The sequence below is a fragment of the Rubinisphaera margarita genome (assembly GCF_022267515.1).
GTDB classification, from domain to species: Bacteria; Planctomycetota; Planctomycetia; order Planctomycetales; family Planctomycetaceae; genus Rubinisphaera; species Rubinisphaera margarita.
In genome coordinates, this window is sequence record NZ_JAKFGB010000009.1 from 365,158 (window position 1) to 383,767 (window position 18,610).

Sequence of the window (18,610 nt, forward strand, 5' to 3'; positions counted from 1 at the left end):
GCCAGGTCGTTAGCGGTTCTGTCGGTTGCGGCGGCGTTCGAGGATGCCCTGGAGAAGGCTGTTGACGGCACCGGCACCGTAGTTCCTCAGGTCTCCGCCGGTGATCTGCGGATTGTCCATTGTGCCGGCGATGCGAATCACCAGCGGCTGGCTCCGCAGGAACTGAGCGAGCGGGCCGGTCTGATCCTGGAGCAGATTGAGTGGAATGCGGATCGTCAGATCGAGCGTCTGGTCGAGTCCGACGGAGCCTCCGCTGGTAACGTTGATGTCGCCTCTCCGGAACAGAAGTTGATCGTGATAGATGCGGTCGTCCCGACGTGTGAATTCGACATCCTGTTTGGGGATCTCAAGCCACTTCGCTCCCCCCTCCAGCAGACTGGTATCGATATCGCGACCGACCAGTCCGCCAACGCCGAGAATTGGAGCGGTCGCCTGTTGCACCATGGGGCCGGGCCCGAGGCGGCAATGGTCAACTTTGAGAATCCCCCGCAGGCTTTTCGGCTCGCCGGTGTCGAGGTCGAGTTCAAAGGATTTCATCTCCAGCGAAAAGCGGCCTTCCAGTTCGGTCGCGTTCGCGAACAGAGGGGAGACATACTTCAGCCAGCTGCGACACATGCCCCGCGTAAACTCAACGTTCTCGAGGATCACGCCCGGTTCCATCACGAACGTTCGTTCGCCCGGCTTGAGATGGATGTGGGAGACGCCTTTGTAATAGCCGTTCTTTCCGATCAGCACTTCGACCGGTACGATCTTGAGGGTCTCTTCGGAGAGCTTGGTCCACAGTTCTCCGTTTTTGGAATCGACGCCATAACTGCTCAACTCGCCCCAGGACCAGAGAGCGACCGCTGACAGGGGAAGTTCTTTGTTGGTCGGTTCGCGTTCTTCCTCGGCTTCGTCGAACGGCGAGGCTTTGGCCGAGGAGGTGAGCGGAGCAGGAGCGGTGGAATCGATCGGCTCGCCTTCAGCTCCTTCCGGCTGCTCGGGGGGAGCAGTGCGGATGCGACCATGGATGGCGAACTCATCGGGAGCCAGTTGATCGACTTCGATGGCCTGCCGAATGCCCGGGAAGGCGATGCAGAGCAGGGGGTGAATGTTTCCCTGGCTCGTCCCTTCGATATCGACCACTGGGTCGAGTACCCAGTCAGCAATGGTGCCGGCCATTTCCATCTGCCACGGATCGGTCGAAAAGTCGAAACGTGTCAGTTCGAGATTCCGTTTCGAGGTCTCAATCACACCCGTGGAAACGAGGCGGACCCGTCCCAGTTCAACCGGTTCGGATTCAGGCTCGGCGTCTTCACGCTCGTCGGCTGAGAGCGGGGCGAACAGATCCTCGGCGGGGACCGGTTCAGCCGGTTCGTTTTCTGATTCCCGAAAAGGCGAAACAACGCAATTCTCAAGGAGGCAATCGATGTCGAACTTGCCGGCAGCCGTGGGAAGTGTATTGTCGATGCTGACCGTTCCCGTCACCGAAGTGGAGGTCAATTCCTGATCGGGCAGCCATTCGGTCGACCGCATCAGGAGATCGGTGGCCGAGAGTGTGCCTTCAAAGGCGAGCTTGAAGCCCTCTTTCAACGACCCCGACCATTTAGTGGCGAACTTGCCATCGGTATTGGCGGCGGTCAGATGCAAATGAGGAACGGCCTGATTCAACCAGGGTTGAATCAACTCGAGCGGCGTTTTTTCAATCTTGCCTTCCACATCGCCAGCGGTGACCTTTCCGTCGGCCATGGCGAGCTGGAAGTCAGCTTCCACGCGGCCGGCCGGGGCCCGTTTTTGAGAGGGGGAACTGAAGAGCGTATCTCCAGTCAGTTGACCGGCCAGCAGTCGGGTCGACTTCTCCAGCTGGATCTCGATGTTCTCGGTTTCAATCGTCCGTTCCGAAACGTTATCGCGCACGGTCACCTTGCCATCGACGATGCGAATGCGGAGCGGCTGGCCGCCATGCTTCATCTCAGGCCATTTCCACGGCCCCTTTTCGTCGGAGCGACCAAACACGCGGTCCCAGTTGGTCTGGCCGTACGTGTTGATCTCGTAGACAAATTCCGGCCTGGTGATTTTGAGTTCGAGCGGAGCGCTGCTCGGCCAGAACATCTTCCAGAGGGGCGTGTTGACTTCGGCTGAACCGATTGTGGCGAGCGGATCGCCGGAATCGTCCTGAACAGTCACCTTCGAGAGTTGAGCGGGTCGCCACCAGGCCAGATCGGCATCGCCAATCGTGAGTTTGCCGTTGAACTCGCGCATCAGCGAATCGGCGATCTGCTTCTTCACCGATTCTGAAGAAAGAATCTGCGGCAGCAGCGCGACAACGCCCACCAGGCAGCAGACGAGGAGCACGGCCGTGCCGATCAGCCACCGCTTCCAGCGAGGACGGCGTCTGGGCTCGTCTTTTTCGACGGTGTCATTGTCCGACCAGTTGTGTCGTTCGATGTTCACCTGCACCATGAGCTCCGCTCCCTCTGCTGTCCGCCACCGCCTCAAGCCGGGAGGGGTGGTTGTAGTGACTGTTCCCGCCGGGGAAATCAGCATTGCGTGTTCCTAACTGCAATCTTCTGGGCTGCTCTGGTGAAAATCAAGATGAGTCGTCGACCGGGAGCCTTCCCGGGAGCCACGAATCCTGGTGTTCGGTGAATGTTTGTGTGAACGTAACTCCGGGAATAATAAAGAGAAAGCCGGCCGGGGCAATGAGCTCCGGCCGGCTGGATGCGGATTTCGTCAACAATCAGTGGCAACGGCAGCTGCGACAACTCCGGCAGCTGACACAGCTTCGGCAGGAGCGACAGCTGCGACATGAGCTGCAACAGCGTCCCTGAGGCGTCTGTTTGTTCGATCGCAGCTGCTGGACTTCGCGGACCATTTTCGTTCCCGACGTTTTGGTGTTGAGAGTGTTCATTGTGAGTCTCCTATGATCTTTCAATCGTGTTTTTGTTGATGAGAGGTTTCAGCAGACATTGCCACAACCTCGGAACACTCTGGAAAACGATGTTCCGCCTTCGAAGGGGACAGGCCGCGCATCAAAAAAGGAGTGAACCACCAAAAGATGGTTCACTCCCGGCACGAGAGCGTTTGACTCACAGCGTCAACACACTCAGCGAATTCCTTACCTCGACCTCACAACCACGAACCGGCTCGATGGACCTCGTCGGACGAGCATCAGCACGCCTTCAGCGAGATCAGCGTCTTCGATCGCGGCGGTGAAATCGTCGACCGACTTCACCCGCTGCGAACCGACCTTCTCGATCACTTCGCCAGCTCGCAGATTATTCAGTTCGGCGACACTGTTTGGTTCAACCGAAGAGATGACCACGCCGGCGACATCGTCGGAGTAGCCGAACTGTTCGGCCAGATCCTTAGTGAGTTCCTGAACCTCCACGCCAAGATCTTCCACGGAAACACTTTCCGTTTCTTCTTCCCGGTTCGAAGTTGAAGGATCGCCACCCCGCAGAGCCAGATCCTGAGGCATCTGGGCCATCGAGATTGTCAGTTCTTTTTCTTTCCCGTTGCGATAGATCGACAGCGGGTAAGACTTTCCGACCGACAACTGCTCGACGATTCCCTGAAGCTGGCGGGTTCCGCCGACCGGGCGGCCATCGAGTTCCAGAATGACGTCGCCGGTTTCGAGGCCGGCCTTGTCAGCGGGCGAATCCTTCATGATCTGCGAAACGATCGCGCCTTCGTTGACGTTCAGGCCGAGCTGATTGGCCAGATCGTTGTTGACCGGCTGAATCACGACGCCAATGTAGGCCCGCTTCACCTCACCCGATTCCATGATCTGATCGGCGATCCACTTCGCCATGTTGATGGGGATCGAGAAGCCGACCCCGTCGTAGCCGCCACTACGGGACGAAATCGCGGTGTTGATACCGATCACCTGGCCACGCAGGTTGATCAGCGGTCCCCCGCTGTTCCCCGGGTTAATGGCGGCATCGGTCTGCAGATAGTCTTCGCGTTCATTAATGCCCGGACCGCGACCTTTGGCGCTGATGATGCCCTGGGTCATCGTCAGCTCGAGTCCGAACGGGCTGCCGAAGGCGAGCACGATGTCGCCGACTTCAACGTTCTCGCTGTCGCCCAGCGGGATCGCTTCGAGGTCCGGCGCATCGACCTTAATCACGGCCACATCGGACCGGCTGTCGGTTCCGATGAGTTCCGCCTGATACTCACGCCCGTCGTGAAGGCGAACGGTGATCGTCTCGGCTCCTTCGACCACGTGATTGTTCGTCAGGATGAAGCCTTTGGGGTCAATGATGAATCCCGAGCCCTGTCCCTGAGGAACGACGCGGCGGCGTGGTGATTCTTGTTCGGGCATGTTCTTGAAGAACCGCTCGAACCGCGGATCGCCCTTGAAGAGTTCTTCCAGGTCGAGTCCACCCTGCGTCTGCACGGTGGCGACGCCACGGGTTTCGATGGCGACAATGCCAGGAAACGTTTCCTTGGCGATCGTGCGGAAGCTGGTCGCCAGATCCCGAGCCGTGTAGGTCTCAGCATCGCGAACGGACGGGGCTTCCTGAATCTGTCCGATTGATACAGCGGCAGCGATCGCCAGGCAGACACAGGAAACTCCCGTGCTCCAGACCGCCACGCTGCGTGACATGCCCCATCTCCGAGGCGATTTCTGGTCTCTTGATTCCATCTGTGTGTCCTTTCGTGGAAAGACATGATGCGTTGTGTTCGTGCGGCTGAAGACTCAGGCGGGCTCGGGGATTCAGTCCCCGACAGGTGGGAAGCTCGCGAGGCTTCAGAAAGCGACAGCGGGGAGGACGGAAGGCCTTCCAGATCCATCACCACGCCGCGTTAACGTGCTGCTTCCTTTTTACGAAGGTCGACGGCCATGCGCTGGAGGATTTTCTTCAGAACTTCTTTTGTTGTAGACGATTCTGGCTCATCCTCAAGGTCAATCCCGCAGTTCGAGGCGGCTGAAAACGTGTATCCCCCTGGGCACCCCCGGTCAACGATCGGGGAGTTCCCCATTCCCGGCATACGCAGAAATCGTCGCCTGTCCCAGCCGTTTAGGAGCTCGGCGGGAAGAGAAACTGAACGTGAGTGGACCCGGTTCTCCGCACGACAGTCTGGTCCGTTCAGATTGCCCGTTATCTGAGGAGCCCGGCAATTAAGCCTGTCCAACGGTTTGTTGATTTCGTAAAATTTTTCGATGGCGATGCCTGTGCGCACGCTGTTTTCGATTTTTCCGCACTCTCACGAAGGGGTGCCCCTCGCTTAAGAACACTATGGCTGCCGATTCCGAGTCGACTCCCCTGAATCCCGAGCATCTCGAAGCCTGCGAAGCGGCGCTGGATTATGTCTTCGTCGACAAACGCCTGCTCCAGATCAGCCTGACACACGCCTCGATTGCGCAGACTCGTCTGCAGTCCAACGAGCGGATGGAGTTCCTGGGCGATGCGATCCTGGGAGCCGTCGTCTGCGATCGACTCTACTCACTGTTTCCGGTCGATGAGGAAGGCCACCTCACGCAGATGAAGTCGGAAGTCGTCAGCCGGACCGCCTGTGCGCAGGTGGCGTTGTCGCTGGGCCTTGAGAACTTCATTCATCTCAGCAAGGGCCTGCATCAGTCTCCGGAGATTCCGTCGTCGGTGCTCGCCGGGGTGTTCGAATCACTGATCGGAGCGATCTATCTCGACGGGGGTTATGAGGCGGCTTTCAATTTCATCAATCGAAATCTGGAGCACCTCATCCATCATGCCGCCGAAACCGAGCATATCCGGAATTCGAAGAGCCAGTTCCAGCATTACACACAGCGGTACCACGGCGAGACGCCCACTTACACGTTGATCGAGGAAACCGGTCCGGATCACTCCAAGTGCTTTCTGGTCTCAGCGGTCGTCGGAGAGACCCGTTTTCCGCCTGCCTGGGGCAGCAATAAGAAGGAAGCCGAGCAGAAGGCCGCCCTCAATGCTCTCCGCAGTCTGCAGGGCCAGCCGATTCCTTACAGCGATGAAGCGGGGGAGGACGGGGCGACTCAGGGCTGCGGAGCCGAAGAGCAGAACTGATCCGACGTGGATCGCCTGCGCGATCGGCTCTTAAACCGTGTCGCCCATGTCGACGATCATCGTCGCGTCCTGAGACTGCAACGGCTGATCGAATGGATGCAGATCGGCGTTGTCGTTCCACCAGTTCCGTGCCAGATCGGGCGTCCAGACCGGGGCATCTGCGCAGAGCGTCAGCTGCCGGGCCAGTTCCATCGCCGACTTCGGCCGCTTCTGCGGCGACTTGTCGAGGCATTGCATGACCAGCGCTTCGACGTCGGCTGCGATCGGTTGCCCGAGTCGCTTCGACGGTTCCAGCGGAACCTCGGAGAGTTGCTTCAGACAGATATCGATCGCGTCGTTGCCCGTGTAGAGCGGCTGGCCTGTCAGCAGGTAGTAGCCGACGGCTCCGATGGCATACAGATCGCTTGCGGTCTGTCCGCTGCCGGGGGAATCGATCGCTTCGGGGGCCATGTAGAGCGGCGTTCCCGATATGCCCTTCGATCCGGGCGCGACGGCTTCCTGCAGATCGACCACGAGTCCGAAGTCGAGCACGGTGACGTGATCGTGATGGGGACCACGCTGGGAGATCGCGACGTTCTCCGGTTTGATGTCCCGGTGGATCAGTCCGTTCCGGTGAGCCTCATCAAGTGAGCCGCAGATCTGCGTCAGGATGTGAATGACGCGACTTGCCGGTTGGGGCCCGTGCAGTTGCACGAGCTGTTTCAGAGAAAGCCCGCGGACGTATTCCATGGCGTAGTAGAACAGTCCGTCCGTTGTGCGTCCGAAGTCGTAGATCGAGATGGTATTGGAATGACTGAGCCGGCTCGTCATCTGAACTTCGCGTTCGAAGCGGGCGATGTCGGAGGTGCTCAGATCCTGATTGTTGAGCACTTTCACGGCTGCCGGCCGATTCATCATTGTATGCCGGGCGCGGAAAATCGAACCGCTGGCTCCGATGCCGATGCAGTGTTCGAGCACGAAGTGTCCGAACTGACGGTTGATCAAAGAATCCTGAATCGTCCGTCCCTGCAGATGTTTAGTGAGGCATTGTTCGATCCGGTCGGCCAGCGGCTGGCGATCGCTGCTGCCCGGCTCGTTCGTGTAATCCTCGTCAACCTTCTCAGCAATCTGGAACAGTTCGAACGAGTTGTCGTTCTGGTCCCATTCGGAAAGGGGGATCGCCGGAGTGCGATGCTGGGGAATGCGAACCGGGATCAGCGACGAAGCCGCGACGGCATGAATGTGCGTCCCCAGCAGTCCCATGGTTTCAAGCTGATGGTAGTCCATGTGATGGCAGAGCGCGGCACAGACCAGCTCGTCCGGCACGTTCCATTTCATCAGACAGATTCCGGCCACCTGAGCGTGATTGACGCCGAAGCGGGATTGCTCGTAGTCCACCAGATCTGCGGAGCGGCGATTCGCATCTTCCCAGTAGCTGACATAATCCTTCGCCTGGGCGTGGCTGAGTACGGGCAGCAGGAAGTCCTGCAGCATCGCTCCGGTGAAGGACAGATCGGGATCGGCATCGAGCGTTCTGGCGACTTCCCGGGCAAACTTCGCCCGTTCGAGGTTGTCGGCCCAGAACTGATGCAGATCGAACAGATGCGAGTTGAATTTACGGACGGTCGACTGCACGGCTGCGGTAAGGATGAGCATCTTCACGCGACGAATGCCGAGTGTCGTCAATGCCATCCGCACCGACGTTACGCGATGTCGCAGGCCATAGGTCGAGGAGTTGACATGCTTCAGCAGTTCGCATGTCAGCGTGGTGTCCTCTTCCAGAATTCTGGTCAGGACTTTGGTGTCGTAGTTGGGGCGATTGGCCTGGAGCAGAAACTGCGAGACCGAATGCGGCAGAACCGGCATCTTCCACATCTGAGGAAGTAGCGATTCGGCATCATCGGGAAGCAGCCGAGAGCGAATCTCGGTCCAGTCGACTTTCTGTGCATCACGTTGCGGAGTCATACGTCCTGAGTCCGTTAAATCCATCCTCGAAGGTCGAATGGCGAATGCGCGGACACGGCGCCATTGGACGCTCAAACGTAGTTCACGGCGTCGATTCAGGGTTGACGGACAGCAACGGTTCGTTCCGGAAGTGCAACATGGCTGCGGATTGTAACGCTTACAAGGGATGCGTTCGCAGCGGTGAACGAGCGAAAAACACTGGAAAAACAGGCGATTCGGCTGTCGGGACTCGAAACTTGAATCGAAATCTCGACGCAAATGTGAATTGCAAAAAGTTCCGTTGCTCAATTGCAGGCGTTCTCGTACTTTGCCGCCTCAACGAGACGGACGCGTTGCAGTCGGACTGTGAGGCAACTGTCGACCGACCCTTCCTGATGAGATGCGGATCCCGCATCACAAATCTCAGACCCTGAAACTGGAGCCGCGAAATCATTGATCTCGCGACTCGCCCCTTCTCAAAAGGATTTCTGAAATGACTCGCCTGACCACACTCGCGATCACCTGTCTTCTCCTCACGTCCACCGTCGGCTGCTTCCGGTCTCGATGTGCCGGCTATGCTCCTGCCTGTGGTGGTGGCTGCAACACGGGTTGCCCGGCGCCCATTGGTGGCGGAGGTGTTTATGGTGCCCCAACCGGCGGCGGTGGCTACTACAGCCCGACTGGTTCGAGCGTGAATCTCGGCGTTCCAGGAAACGGCCCGACGGCCTACGGCTACCCGGTCTACGGCACGCCGCAGTCGCCATACACGACGACCGCTTACGCGATGGATCCACTGCCGACCTATTAATCGAATCCGCGGGCCAGGCCGGGCCATTGCTGCTGATGAAGTCGACACGGAAGTCGCCTTCCGGCAGGCTACGGCTGTCGATCGCTCTTCCGAAATGAAGAGCGGAGAGCTTGAGGGATTCCGGCACTTCGATCGGCATTGGCCGAAACGAGTCTGACGCCCTCGATCCGGTTCCTCTTCAGCGCAGAACAGTTTTAGTGCCGGGCAGTGACCCCGGGTGTCATGGACGCCTTCGGTCGAGCGTGGGAATCTCTCCCAGCACCTGGCGGTCGTCGCGATTGCCGAGCAATTGATACGTCCCGCCCTGAGGGTGAGAATCGACGTTCTCATTGAGCAGCAGGACCGCCCCATCGGCCAGCGCGATGTGAACGCCGCCGCGATGTCGACTCGAAAAGGCATCGGCATGCGCGTTCGGTTCATGTCCAAACGCGGTGTCTGTCACCTGATCCGATTCCGTACTGTTCGATCGCACTCCCGGCCAGATGCCGGCGGCACTCGAGACCGATCGTTCGCCCAACATGATCGTGTTGCTCATTCCGTCCAAAATGTCGCGGAAGCGAATCTTACTGTTCCAGCCGAACAGGCCAGTCACGCGAGGGGGAAGCGCTCTCATGGAGGGAGTCGGTGCGGCTCCCGGCCAGAAGACCGACGCGGTCAGGCTGCCCGGTCGTGGCGGCGCGAGCGAACCAAAGTTGCCCGAATAGTTCGACGTTCCCCAGTCGCCCCGCATTGAGTTCGTCCCGAGCGTCGGATCCGCCGGGCAGCGATACTGCGAGAGCTCGGCTTTCAGTAGCTGATGGTCGACCTGGTCGAACGCGGATTCTTCGCGAGGCACCCGCATCCCCTCCCCAATCTGGTCGTAGAGGCGGGGCTCTTCCAGGTAGGGAAGAAGGAAAACCTGCCAGCCGAATCCCGCCGGAGACTGAGCCTCCCCTGTCGGGTTAATCCACCCGGGTGAAAATGTTTGATGCACGTCGTGGTAATTGTGCATCGCGATGGCCAGCGCCCTCAGGTTGTTCTTGCACTGAGATTCCCGCGCCTGCATCCGCGCTTCCTGAACGGCCGGGAGCAGAAGTGTCGTGATGACAACGACAATCCCGAGCACGATGAGGAACTCGAGCACCGTGAAACCGGCCGGGCGGTTTCGTCCTGGTTTGAGCGTGTCGCACGACATCTTCGGGCTTCCTGACTGGGGAACGATGGGGAACTCGCCAGCGGTTTAAAAGAACGGAATCTGATCGATCCGCCAGCCTTCTTCCGTGCGGGACCAGTACAAATAGATCTCGTCTTCGCCTCTCACGCCGGCTCGCTGTTTCAGCATCTCTTCGCGAACCTCGGCATTCCCATCGTGGAACCGCCAGTGGCCGGCGACGTTCTCGAGAATGACGAGCCGGTCGTTCGGAGTCGGACTGAACGGTTTGGCATCCGCGGGGGGGGCTGTCGGCACTTTGTAGAGCGCCAGTTCTCTGCCGGTATCAGATTCGAGTTCGGGCTCCAGAGCCAGCATCTTTCTCAGGTCGGCGACGAGCAGGGCGGTCAGTCCCGGATTGCCGGAATAGTACTCGGCCTGGAGGTCGAGCTGATCGGACTCTTTCAGTTGTTTCAACTCGGCCAGGGGGTAGGTATGGCGGATAAAGCTTGTGAATTCGCGCGCTTCCAGAGCAGCGATCATCTGGCGGATCGCCTTGTCAAGATCTTCGCCATAGCCCGGCGCCGATGATGATGTCTCCGAGGTGCCTGGAGGCTTCACCGGTTCGGGCGGTTCCAGTGCGGCGGCTGCGTCCGAGCTGATCTCAACAGCAGCGATCGCGTCCTTTCCGTCTGGACTGACCGAGACGGGAGCCTCGACAAACTGCAGCAGCACCTTCGTAAGCCGCTGCTGTTCGGAGTCCGAGAGCGGCTGGGAGTGTCGCTCCCGGAAATCGGCAGACAGATACTGAGCCGCGAATTCATCGTAGTCTTCGCGAAGCGTTTCAACGGCCTGGGGAATCTGTTCCTGCAGCGAAGAACGGGTTCGCTCGGCAATCCTCTGTGCAGACCGCGAGGACCGTCGAGACTGACCCTGCAGCGAGCTCCACATCAGGCCGATTCCGAGCATCACGATCACCGTAACGTTCCGCCAGCCTGATTGACTCATCCCAATCGCTCCTTAAGGTTGAAACGAACAACGCGGTTAACGGACGCTGTGCAGAGACAGACTATTCCGCCCGGTGAACTTCATGACACTGATCGCAGGCACGATTGGCGGCCTTGTAGAACTCGGCGATCTTCGTCTGATCTTTCTCTTCGATCGCTTTCGTCAGTCCCTTCATCGCTTCAATGCACTGCTTCGACCACTCGTCCCACTGTTCGGCCTGGTCTTCGTCTTCGAGGTAGCTGTGGTCGGCCAGCATGGCGATCGAGAGCACGGCGTTGGTCGAGGCGTTCAGCTGTTCTTCGACCTTGCCGCGGGAACGTCGCAGCGAACGGGACAGGCCCCCGTTGCGATCGTTCATCTCTTCCATCATTTCGTACATGCCGATCAGTTCATCCCAGGGATGGTCCTTTTCGTGCTCGCCTTCGGCTTCGCCTTTCATCGCGGACTGAGCCTGCTGGTACAGATCCGAGGCTTCTTCGTGGCCGACATAATCCTGCAGGCCGAGACCGATATCGCGCAGAGCGGGAGCGGCGATTTTTGACTTGCTGCTCTCATCGTGTTCAATCAGGGCCTGAGACAGCACGGCAATCACGCCTCCCGCTCGGACAACAAACTCTTCGTTGTCGTCGTACTTTTCGGGATCAGCGAGCAGTTCGCCCAGGGTTTCCATTTTCTGTTCCAGACCGGCAACCAGCAGGTCGACTGAAACGACTTTGGCCGGAGCGATCGGAGCGGCGGCATAGGCCAGACTGGCGGTCGATAGCGCCACGGCGGCGAGAAGGATCAGACGGATCATGAAAGCTCTCCTTGCAGAACATTCAGTCAGCGGAAGTAGAGATCAAAAGGGTGATCACTCGATTCTGCACAGAGACGGTCGCGAAATCAATAAACGACGCCCTTTCAGAAGGAAAACGGACCGTCACAAATGATCTCGCCCACGGGCTTCCGTCCTGAGGGAGCTTCCCGTGCCTGCAGTTCTTCCGGCAACTGTTCGGGATCTCCCGCCTGACCGATGGCGATCATCGCTTCGACTTCGTAGTCATCGGGCACCTTGAGCTCGCGGCGGGCATTCCCCCGGTTGAATCCCGCCATCCCATGCACCACCAGATCCATGGCCGCCCCCTGGAGGCACAGATTCTCGAACGCGGCTCCGGCATCGAAGGTGTGCACCGGATTCGGTTTGCCGTTCCTCGCGAACACCTTGTGCGAAACGACGAGCACGAGCACGGCTGCATTCCTGCACCACGTCTGGTTCGCCTCCAGCAGCAGGTTGAAGAACGTCGCCCAATGTTTGCTGTCGCGATGAGCGTACAGAAACCGCCACTCCTGTTCGTTATAGGTACTCGGAGCCCAGCGAGCCGCCTCGAACAGCGAGAGCAACTGAGCTTCCGGAAGCGACTCCCCCGACATCGCCCGCGGGGACCAGCGCCGCAGGAACAACTCTTCAATCGGATGGTCAGCTTTGCGAACCTGTAGAGGATCGGGATGGGACGTCATGGTTCAACTTTCAAAAGTGGGACAGACATTCCTTGCCCGGATGCGATGCGAGTCACTCCTGCCCTGAGAAGTATCGAACCGTTCCGGTCGAGGCCACGGCTGCTCCGATGCGGTTGAGGGCGAGGGTGTAGGCTGCGGTTCGCATGGGGACTTCGTGTTCTTTCATCATGTCGTAGACCTTCTCGAACTGTTTGCACATGGTCTGTTCGAGACGATGGAAGACATGCTCTTCCTCCCAGTAGTCGCCGCAGCGGTTCTGGACCCACTCGAAGTAGCTGACCGTCACGCCTCCCGCGTTGGCGAGGATGTCCGGAACGACGAGCACGTCCTTCCGTTTCCCGAGGATGGCATCGGCTTCGACGGTGATGGGGCCATTCGCGACTTCGACGATCACGTTCGCCTTGATGTTCTTCGCGTTGTCTTTCGTGATGGCGTTCTCCATCGCGGCGGGAATCAGAATGTCGACGTCGAGTTCAAGCAGTTCCTCATTGGAGAGTTTCTGAGCATCGACCGACTCGCACACCGAACCTTCGCAGTAAACCGCCTTCAACTCCCGCGATTCGTTCTTGGCGTGCATGATGCTGGGGACGTCGAAGCCTTCTTCACGATAGATGGCTCCCTGGGAATCGCTGACGGCGACAATCCGATAACCATCGTGATGCAGCAACTCGGCCACTCCCTGGCCGGCATTGCCAAAGCCCTGAATCGCGACGGTCGTATTGGCCGGCTTCCAGCCCCGTTTTTTCTCCAGCTGCTTGATGCAATGGTAAGCGCCGCGTCCCGTGGCGGTGGCCCGGCCCTGGCTGCCGCCCAGAGCGATGGGCTTCCCGGTAATCACTCCCGGCGAATGACGACGGACGATGTTCGAATACTCGTTCATCATCCAGCCCATGATTCGTTCGTTCGTGTAGACGTCCGGAGCCGGAATGTCGCGATCGGGACCAATGAAATCGGCCATCTTCTCGATGAAGCCTCGCGAGAGGCGTTCCAGTTCGAGCGGCGAAAGTTCCTTGGGATTGACGATCACGCCCCCTTTGGCGCCGCCGTACGGGATGTCCATCACCGCACACTTGCAGGTCATCCACAGCGACAGGGCTTTGACCTCTTCGAGATCGACTTGAGGATGGAAACGAATTCCACCTTTGGTGGGGCCGCGTGTGTCGTCGTGCCGGACGCGATAGCCCTTGAAAATGCGAAGTGATCCGTCATCCATACGCACAGGAATCGAAACCTGCAGGATCTGAATCGGATACTGCATCCGCTGGAGAGTCTCTTCATCGATCGTGGCGTACTTCTGGGCTTCATCCAGACGCCCCAGGGCATCCTGAAAAATCGTGTTTTCTTCGCTCATGGTCGGTGTCTTCTCTGTTCGAAGGAGAATCGAATCCTGCTTCTGCTACTGTCGTGCAGAAACAGCCGGTCGTAAAGATCAGCTCTCGGAAAGTTCACGCAGGCCGATGTGACACTTTAGCGCGGCCACGGAGGCTGCCGAGCGGGGAATCTGGCTTCGTGACGACTGCGAGTTGCCTGGACGTCATGCTGCATCGGTTTCGTCTTCATCCTGCTTCTGATCGGCGTCGCATTCGAGAGCCGCGTCGACCAGCTCGTACCATTGCATGGCCGGTTCCCGATCGATTGCATGCGACCAGGTTTCAGTGATGATCGACCGCAGCGTTTCGACTTCGCGGCGGATCGCCTCCCGATGCATTGGCTGATCGGTGGCACGGGCGATTCTGAGCATCGCCTTGAGCAACGCGAGCACGACAACCGGATTGCTGCCGCCGTAAAGGCGAATCTGGTTGAAGGCGACGACAAAAGCTTCGTTGAACCCGTCGCGAGGTGCGAGGATCCGAATCTTGCCTTCCTCATCCAGAAACTGCGCCTGCTGTTCGCCCCGCCGGGCCAGTTCGGCCAGACTGGCTCCCAGATAATCGATGCACGACATCGCCGTGTGTGGATCGTTGATTCCCGGAGACAGAGCCCGCACGGCGACTTCCACCAGTTCGCGAATGCAGCACTCCACGTCCTGCCGAGGAGTTCGTTGTTTGCCCGTGAGGAACAGCCCGGCGATCTGGCTCTGCAGGCCGTCATCAATCGGCTCCTGGCTAGCGACATACAGAGCCGTGTCGGCGGACGTCAGAAAATCCCCCGGCCGCACCATAAGTTGAACGCAGAAGTTCTTCTCGGTCGCGAGATGAGCCAGATCGTTGTAGGCGATTGCCTGAATATAACCGCGTGAATTGACGGTCACCGGCTGCCCCGATTCCGAGAAGTCGATCTGTTCGGCGCGTTCGTTCTTTTGTTCAAGGGCTTTGCGGCGGATGTCTTCGTCGCGAACTTTGGGGAAGAGCCGATCGATGCTGCTGTTCAGATCGTGCGAGACCGCCCGGATGACCACCTGGACCTGCATCATTTCCGCCACCGCCCAGATGTAACGAATCAATAGGAGTAGACTTGTCAGTCCCGCCAGAAGGCCCAGCAGAACCGTTCCCGGGGTGAGGCTGCGGGTCGATTCGTTGATCGGAATCTGCCAGAGTACCAGCAGGCAGTAAAGCGTCGAGCCGAGAAACGCTCCCAGCGTCCATTGCGTGATCTGTCGGTTGGCGAAGATGCGGATAATTCGTGGTCCGAACTGCGAACTCGCCTGAGCAATCACCAGCATACTGACTGAAAAGACAACCCCTGAAACCGTCGAAAGAATCGCGATCATCGATTGCATCAGCAATGTGTCGGAATCGGGAGACAGCGTGTAGGGCAGCCACTCCTTAATCGGCTGATCGGTCTGCATCTCAATAGCCGGGAAGATGAACCCCAGGATGATGCCTACCAGAAGCAGCAGGGCCGGGATAATCCCGAAATTAGTCTTCAGGAGATCCCAAAGATACGTAAACCAGGTGGACATGGTCGGAGATCTTCCGTTAAGGGTTCGCGGTGGCTGGTTGGCTTATTCTCCCACGCGACGGGAACCACGCAACCCCTGTCCTTTGTGCGCTGGTCATCAGGGAGTGGTTGAGTTTGTGATCAACGCCTATAATTCTGGAGACGGAATCCTCGTCCATTTTCCCTTCAATCGCTGTTGCTACTCTGAGAATCTATCCATGCTCGACGGCCCTTTGCTGACAGCCGAACAGTTCATCGACTCCCGATTTTCGTTGCCGGAAAGCGGACAATGGGCCGAACTGCACGGCGGGAAAGTTCAGATCTTTCAGCCGCCCGATCTCGATCATGGCACTGCGATTCTGAATTTGTCGAAAGTTCTCGCGGACTATGTTCAGACTCATCGACACGGCTATCCGTGCTTCGATCTCGGTCTGTTGATGGAGACGGATCCGGATACGATTCGTTTCCCGGCTGCCAGTTATTTCCTGCGGGGAAACCGCTTCGACGAAACGGACAAGACCTACACCGACACGCTGCCGGCGATTGTGATCGAAATGGCTTCCACGTCCGATCGCCGCCAGTCGCTGCCCCGCCGGGCCGAAGACTATCTGGCCTGGGGCGTCGCGGGATTGTGGATCATCGATCCGGCCAGCCGCGAGTTGCTGCTGCTCGATCAGACGGGCAGGGAACAGCGACTGGCAGAAGGTGACACGCTGACGGAAAGCCAGCTGCCCGGGTTTGAGTGTGACGTCGAACAACTGTTCGTCGAGCCGAGCTGGTGGACCAGTCAGTAGTCAGGGCGTTTCTGGACGGTTACCACTTCGAGGCTCAAGCTGAAGCACACCGAAGTCGGAGAAGTGAGCGGTGCCGTTCCGAACCAGCAGTTCCACCGTGCGAGTTTGCGCCTCCTGCTCATGATGAATGCCGCCGAGGCTCGTTCCGTTCGCGGAAACCACCCAGCCGTCAGGCTGATGCAGAATTGTGAGCTGCTGGTAGTGGGGCTGATCTCCCGACTGGTCGAACGCTACGGTTACGAGGTTCACGGACGGACGGAATTCACCGCTCGGTCCGTCGATGAGTCCCATGATAATCTGATTGCCCGCGAGCCGGATGGCCGGTTGTTGCCGCGGGCTGCTGCCGAGCAGAACCGTGACTTCCGCTCCTTCAAGCGGATTGATGCTCAACGTGAGTTGATAGTAGGAGATGTCGCCAGAGGGAAGGCGGAACTCGTGCGCCCCGTCGGTCCCGGCCAGGACGGTCGCTCCAGTCAGACCATCGCCCAGGTCTTCCGCTGCGGTGACCCATGTTCCCGATTGCGCACCGCGAAGTGGCACGCTCACTCCATTAAACAGCGGAGCCAGCGGACGGTCGGCCGGGATCAAGTCCACATGAACCGGGCCGGGTGGGGCGGCGGCCTGGCGCGGAATCATGACGAACCCGACGATCAGGAGAGCAGCCAGCAGCACACCGCCGCCGATCAGAAAGTGTTTCGACTTTGAAGCCCAGATATCAGGTCGAGGCGCCGGAGTGGACACTGTTGTCTGTTCGAGCAAATCGTCGATGCGATGCAGGACATCCTCGTAGCGGGCGATCCGCTCGTTGACATCGGGGGCGGTCATCGCTGCGCACAGTTCGCTGCAACCTTGCGAGACAGGAGCAGGAAACGTGCGCGACCAGTCGGTGTCGCCATTCCATTTGGCGGAGATCACCTGCATCACCGATTTGTTGGCATACGGACTCCGCCCCATCAGCATGAAAAAGAGGGTCGCTCCCAGCGAATAGATATCGGCTCGCTGGTCGACATGGGAGTCCTTCATCTGTTCGGGGGCGGCGTACGACGGCGTGCCGATCGTTGAGCCATCGAGCGTGAGTCGTGTCTTGTCCTGTTCGTTGGTCGTGGCTCGGGCCAGACCGAAGTCGGCCACTTTGACGAGCGGCAGGTTCGAATCGCGATGCAAGGCGGTATCGTCCCGCGTCAGCAGCAGATTGGCAGGCTTGATATCGCGATGGGTAATCCCTTGGGCCCCGGCGTGCGAAAGCGCAGCCGTCACCTGCCGCAGCAGTAATAGGGCGGTTCGTTCCGGAAGAGGACCTTCCCGCGTGATCCATTCCTGGAGAGTTTCGCCATCAACCAGTTCCATCGCCAGGTAAATGCGGCCCTGACAAAGGCCGTAATCGTAAGCGGCGACAATATTCGGATGCCGCAGGCGCGCCACGAGCCGGGCTTCCTGCTGACTTCGTGTTGCCGAACTGGCGTCGCTCAGCTTCATTAACTTGAGCGCGACGATCCGATCGAGATTCAACTGCCGCGCCTTGTAGACGGCCCCCATGCCGCCGCTGCCGAGCAGGTCGAGCAGTTCATAATCGGGAATGAAGTTGGTCGGATCGGTCAGCGGAATCAGATTCTCGACCTGTTGTGGATCGAGCAGTCCCTGTTCGTAGGCTACGTCAAGTGTCGCGAGATCCTTCTCACGGGCGACTTCCGTCAGTCGCTCCACCTCGTCGGCATCCAGGTACCCCTTGCGGATGACGAGATTCAGCAGGGTGATTTCAGAAATTGCGCTCTGTTGATCCATGGTGTGGAAATGTTTCAGTCCTGAGCGGCCTTGAGACTCTCCAGAATCTTCTTAACCGACGGCCGGTCGGCAGTGTGATCTTTCCCCACGTAGGCCAGGAGGACATTCCCCTGCTTATCGATGACATACGTCGAAGGATGGGCGTTCTGTGAACGGATATCGAAAAAATCGACGGCTTTGAATTCTTCGTCGAGCAGAATCGGGAACGGGACCCGATCCATTTGCGCCTTGCTGTCGGTCTGCGCGACCTTGATGAATTCATCAAGATGATCCCGAGGCCCCGGATAGACAACGAGAATCTCTGTCTCAAGTTCTTTAAACTTGTCGTAATTGGCAATCAGGCGAGCTGTCTGCGTGGTACAGAACGGACAGAGTGTGCCGTAGAAACCCTGCGTGAAAATCAGCACGACATTCTTCTCGCCCAGCACATCCTTCAGCAGCACCGGGTTGCCGTCCGTGTCCACGAACTGCAGATCATCCAACCCCTGAGGCGGAGTCGTATTCGAGGCCAACTCGTCTTTGAAGACGATGTTCTCCGGCGTGACATTGTAGTAGTCGTTGCCGTAGTCGGAGTCCGAAGAGTACGAGTAAGTCGTCGCCGGTGGCGGCGTCTCCGGCTCTGAACAGCCCCCCAGAAGCGGAGCAATCGGCAGGCAGACCGCAAGCATGATTCGCAAAACGCGGCAAGACATTAGACAGGCCCGTCAATGAGAGTTCATCATGAGGTACAGGATACGACCATGATTTTATCATAACGTACACCCTGATTGCGAAGAATCCCCTG

Annotated in this window: 14 protein-coding genes; 3 read left to right on the forward strand and 11 right to left on the reverse strand. The window is 58.6% G+C overall.

Annotated features, from left to right (window positions below; genetic code table 11):
* Positions 1-9: 9 nt before the first annotated feature.
* Positions 10-2,442 (reverse strand): DUF748 domain-containing protein, encoded by a 2,433-nt coding sequence (locus tag L1A08_RS04810; RefSeq protein WP_238754808.1) that lies wholly within the window; start codon positions 2,440-2,442, stop codon positions 10-12.
* A 655-nt stretch (positions 2,443-3,097) separates the two neighbouring features.
* Positions 3,098-4,591 (reverse strand): Do family serine endopeptidase, encoded by a 1,494-nt coding sequence (locus tag L1A08_RS04815; RefSeq protein ID WP_238754811.1) that lies wholly within the window; start codon positions 4,589-4,591, stop codon positions 3,098-3,100.
* 634 nt (positions 4,592-5,225) lie between these two features.
* On the opposite strand from L1A08_RS04815, the gene rnc reads away from it, so the two are divergent.
* Positions 5,226-6,005, forward strand: coding sequence for a ribonuclease III (gene rnc, locus L1A08_RS04820; protein ID WP_238754813.1), 780 nt, complete (start codon positions 5,226-5,228; stop codon positions 6,003-6,005).
* Between the two features lie 30 nt (positions 6,006-6,035).
* Here the strand turns inward: rnc and L1A08_RS04825 are convergent, their stop codons facing one another.
* Positions 6,036-7,949: a protein kinase domain-containing protein gene (locus L1A08_RS04825; RefSeq protein WP_238754815.1), complete on the reverse strand. Its 1,914-nt coding sequence runs from the start codon at positions 7,947-7,949 to the stop codon at positions 6,036-6,038.
* Positions 7,950-8,421: 472 nt separating this feature from the next.
* Here L1A08_RS04825 and L1A08_RS04830 point away from each other — a divergent pair, with 472 nt between their 5' ends.
* The gene (locus tag L1A08_RS04830) at positions 8,422-8,736 is read left to right on the forward strand and encodes a hypothetical protein (RefSeq protein WP_238754817.1); all 315 of its coding nucleotides are present in this window, start codon (positions 8,422-8,424) and stop codon (positions 8,734-8,736) included.
* Between the two features lie 220 nt (positions 8,737-8,956).
* Here L1A08_RS04830 and L1A08_RS04835 read toward each other — a convergent pair whose 3' ends face one another.
* The 6 genes from L1A08_RS04835 to L1A08_RS04860 form a co-directional block, all read right to left on the reverse strand.
* The gene (locus tag L1A08_RS04835) at positions 8,957-9,910 is read right to left on the reverse strand and encodes a DUF1559 family PulG-like putative transporter (RefSeq protein WP_238754819.1); all 954 of its coding nucleotides are present in this window, start codon (positions 9,908-9,910) and stop codon (positions 8,957-8,959) included.
* Between the two features lie 45 nt (positions 9,911-9,955).
* A complete protein-coding gene (locus L1A08_RS04840) occupies positions 9,956-10,873 on the reverse strand; it encodes a hypothetical protein (protein WP_238754821.1) in 918 nt (305 codons plus the stop codon).
* Positions 10,874-10,934: 61 nt separating this feature from the next.
* Entirely contained in the window at positions 10,935-11,669 is a 735-nt protein-coding gene (locus L1A08_RS04845; RefSeq protein ID WP_238754823.1) for a hypothetical protein, read from the reverse strand.
* A 104-nt stretch (positions 11,670-11,773) separates the two neighbouring features.
* Positions 11,774-12,370 (reverse strand): nitroreductase family protein, encoded by a 597-nt coding sequence (locus tag L1A08_RS04850; RefSeq protein ID WP_238754825.1) that lies wholly within the window; start codon positions 12,368-12,370, stop codon positions 11,774-11,776.
* Positions 12,371-12,422: 52 nt separating this feature from the next.
* A complete protein-coding gene (locus L1A08_RS04855; RefSeq protein ID WP_238754827.1) occupies positions 12,423-13,721 on the reverse strand; it encodes a Glu/Leu/Phe/Val family dehydrogenase in 1,299 nt (432 codons plus the stop codon).
* A gap of 183 nt (positions 13,722-13,904) precedes the next feature.
* On the reverse strand, positions 13,905-15,272 hold the full coding sequence (locus L1A08_RS04860) for a DUF2254 domain-containing protein (RefSeq protein WP_238754829.1): 1,368 nt from the start codon (positions 15,270-15,272) through the stop codon (positions 13,905-13,907).
* Between the two features lie 196 nt (positions 15,273-15,468).
* Here L1A08_RS04860 and L1A08_RS04865 point away from each other — a divergent pair, with 196 nt between their 5' ends.
* On the forward strand, positions 15,469-16,044 hold the full coding sequence (locus L1A08_RS04865; RefSeq protein ID WP_238754831.1) for a Uma2 family endonuclease: 576 nt from the start codon (positions 15,469-15,471) through the stop codon (positions 16,042-16,044).
* Here L1A08_RS04865 and L1A08_RS04870 read toward each other — a convergent pair whose 3' ends face one another.
* Complete coding sequence (locus L1A08_RS04870) at positions 16,045-17,826, reverse strand: serine/threonine-protein kinase (protein ID WP_238754834.1); 1,782 nt, start codon at positions 17,824-17,826, stop codon at positions 16,045-16,047.
* Between the two features lie 14 nt (positions 17,827-17,840).
* Entirely contained in the window at positions 17,841-18,518 is a 678-nt protein-coding gene (locus L1A08_RS04875) for a peroxiredoxin family protein (protein ID WP_238754836.1), read from the reverse strand.
* Positions 18,519-18,610: the final 92 nt, after the last annotated feature.

Coding starts and splice junctions, on each gene's coding strand:
- L1A08_RS04810 (WP_238754808.1), bottom strand. CDS start 2,442: ATGGTGCAGGTGAACATCGAACGACACAACTGGTCGGACAATGACACC.
- L1A08_RS04815 (WP_238754811.1), bottom strand. CDS start 4,591: ATGTCACGCAGCGTGGCGGTCTGGAGCACGGGAGTTTCCTGTGTCTGC.
- rnc (WP_238754813.1), top strand. CDS start 5,226: ATGGCTGCCGATTCCGAGTCGACTCCCCTGAATCCCGAGCATCTCGAA.
- L1A08_RS04825 (WP_238754815.1), bottom strand. CDS start 7,949: ATGACTCCGCAACGTGATGCACAGAAAGTCGACTGGACCGAGATTCGC.
- L1A08_RS04830 (WP_238754817.1), top strand. CDS start 8,422: ATGACTCGCCTGACCACACTCGCGATCACCTGTCTTCTCCTCACGTCC.
- L1A08_RS04835 (WP_238754819.1), bottom strand. CDS start 9,910: ATGTCGTGCGACACGCTCAAACCAGGACGAAACCGCCCGGCCGGTTTC.
- L1A08_RS04840 (WP_238754821.1), bottom strand. CDS start 10,873: ATGAGTCAATCAGGCTGGCGGAACGTTACGGTGATCGTGATGCTCGGA.
- L1A08_RS04845 (WP_238754823.1), bottom strand. CDS start 11,669: ATGATCCGTCTGATCCTTCTCGCCGCCGTGGCGCTATCGACCGCCAGT.
- L1A08_RS04850 (WP_238754825.1), bottom strand. CDS start 12,370: ATGACGTCCCATCCCGATCCTCTACAGGTTCGCAAAGCTGACCATCCG.
- L1A08_RS04855 (WP_238754827.1), bottom strand. CDS start 13,721: ATGAGCGAAGAAAACACGATTTTTCAGGATGCCCTGGGGCGTCTGGAT.
- L1A08_RS04860 (WP_238754829.1), bottom strand. CDS start 15,272: ATGTCCACCTGGTTTACGTATCTTTGGGATCTCCTGAAGACTAATTTC.
- L1A08_RS04865 (WP_238754831.1), top strand. CDS start 15,469: ATGCTCGACGGCCCTTTGCTGACAGCCGAACAGTTCATCGACTCCCGA.
- L1A08_RS04870 (WP_238754834.1), bottom strand. CDS start 17,826: ATGGATCAACAGAGCGCAATTTCTGAAATCACCCTGCTGAATCTCGTC.
- L1A08_RS04875 (WP_238754836.1), bottom strand. CDS start 18,518: ATGTCTTGCCGCGTTTTGCGAATCATGCTTGCGGTCTGCCTGCCGATT.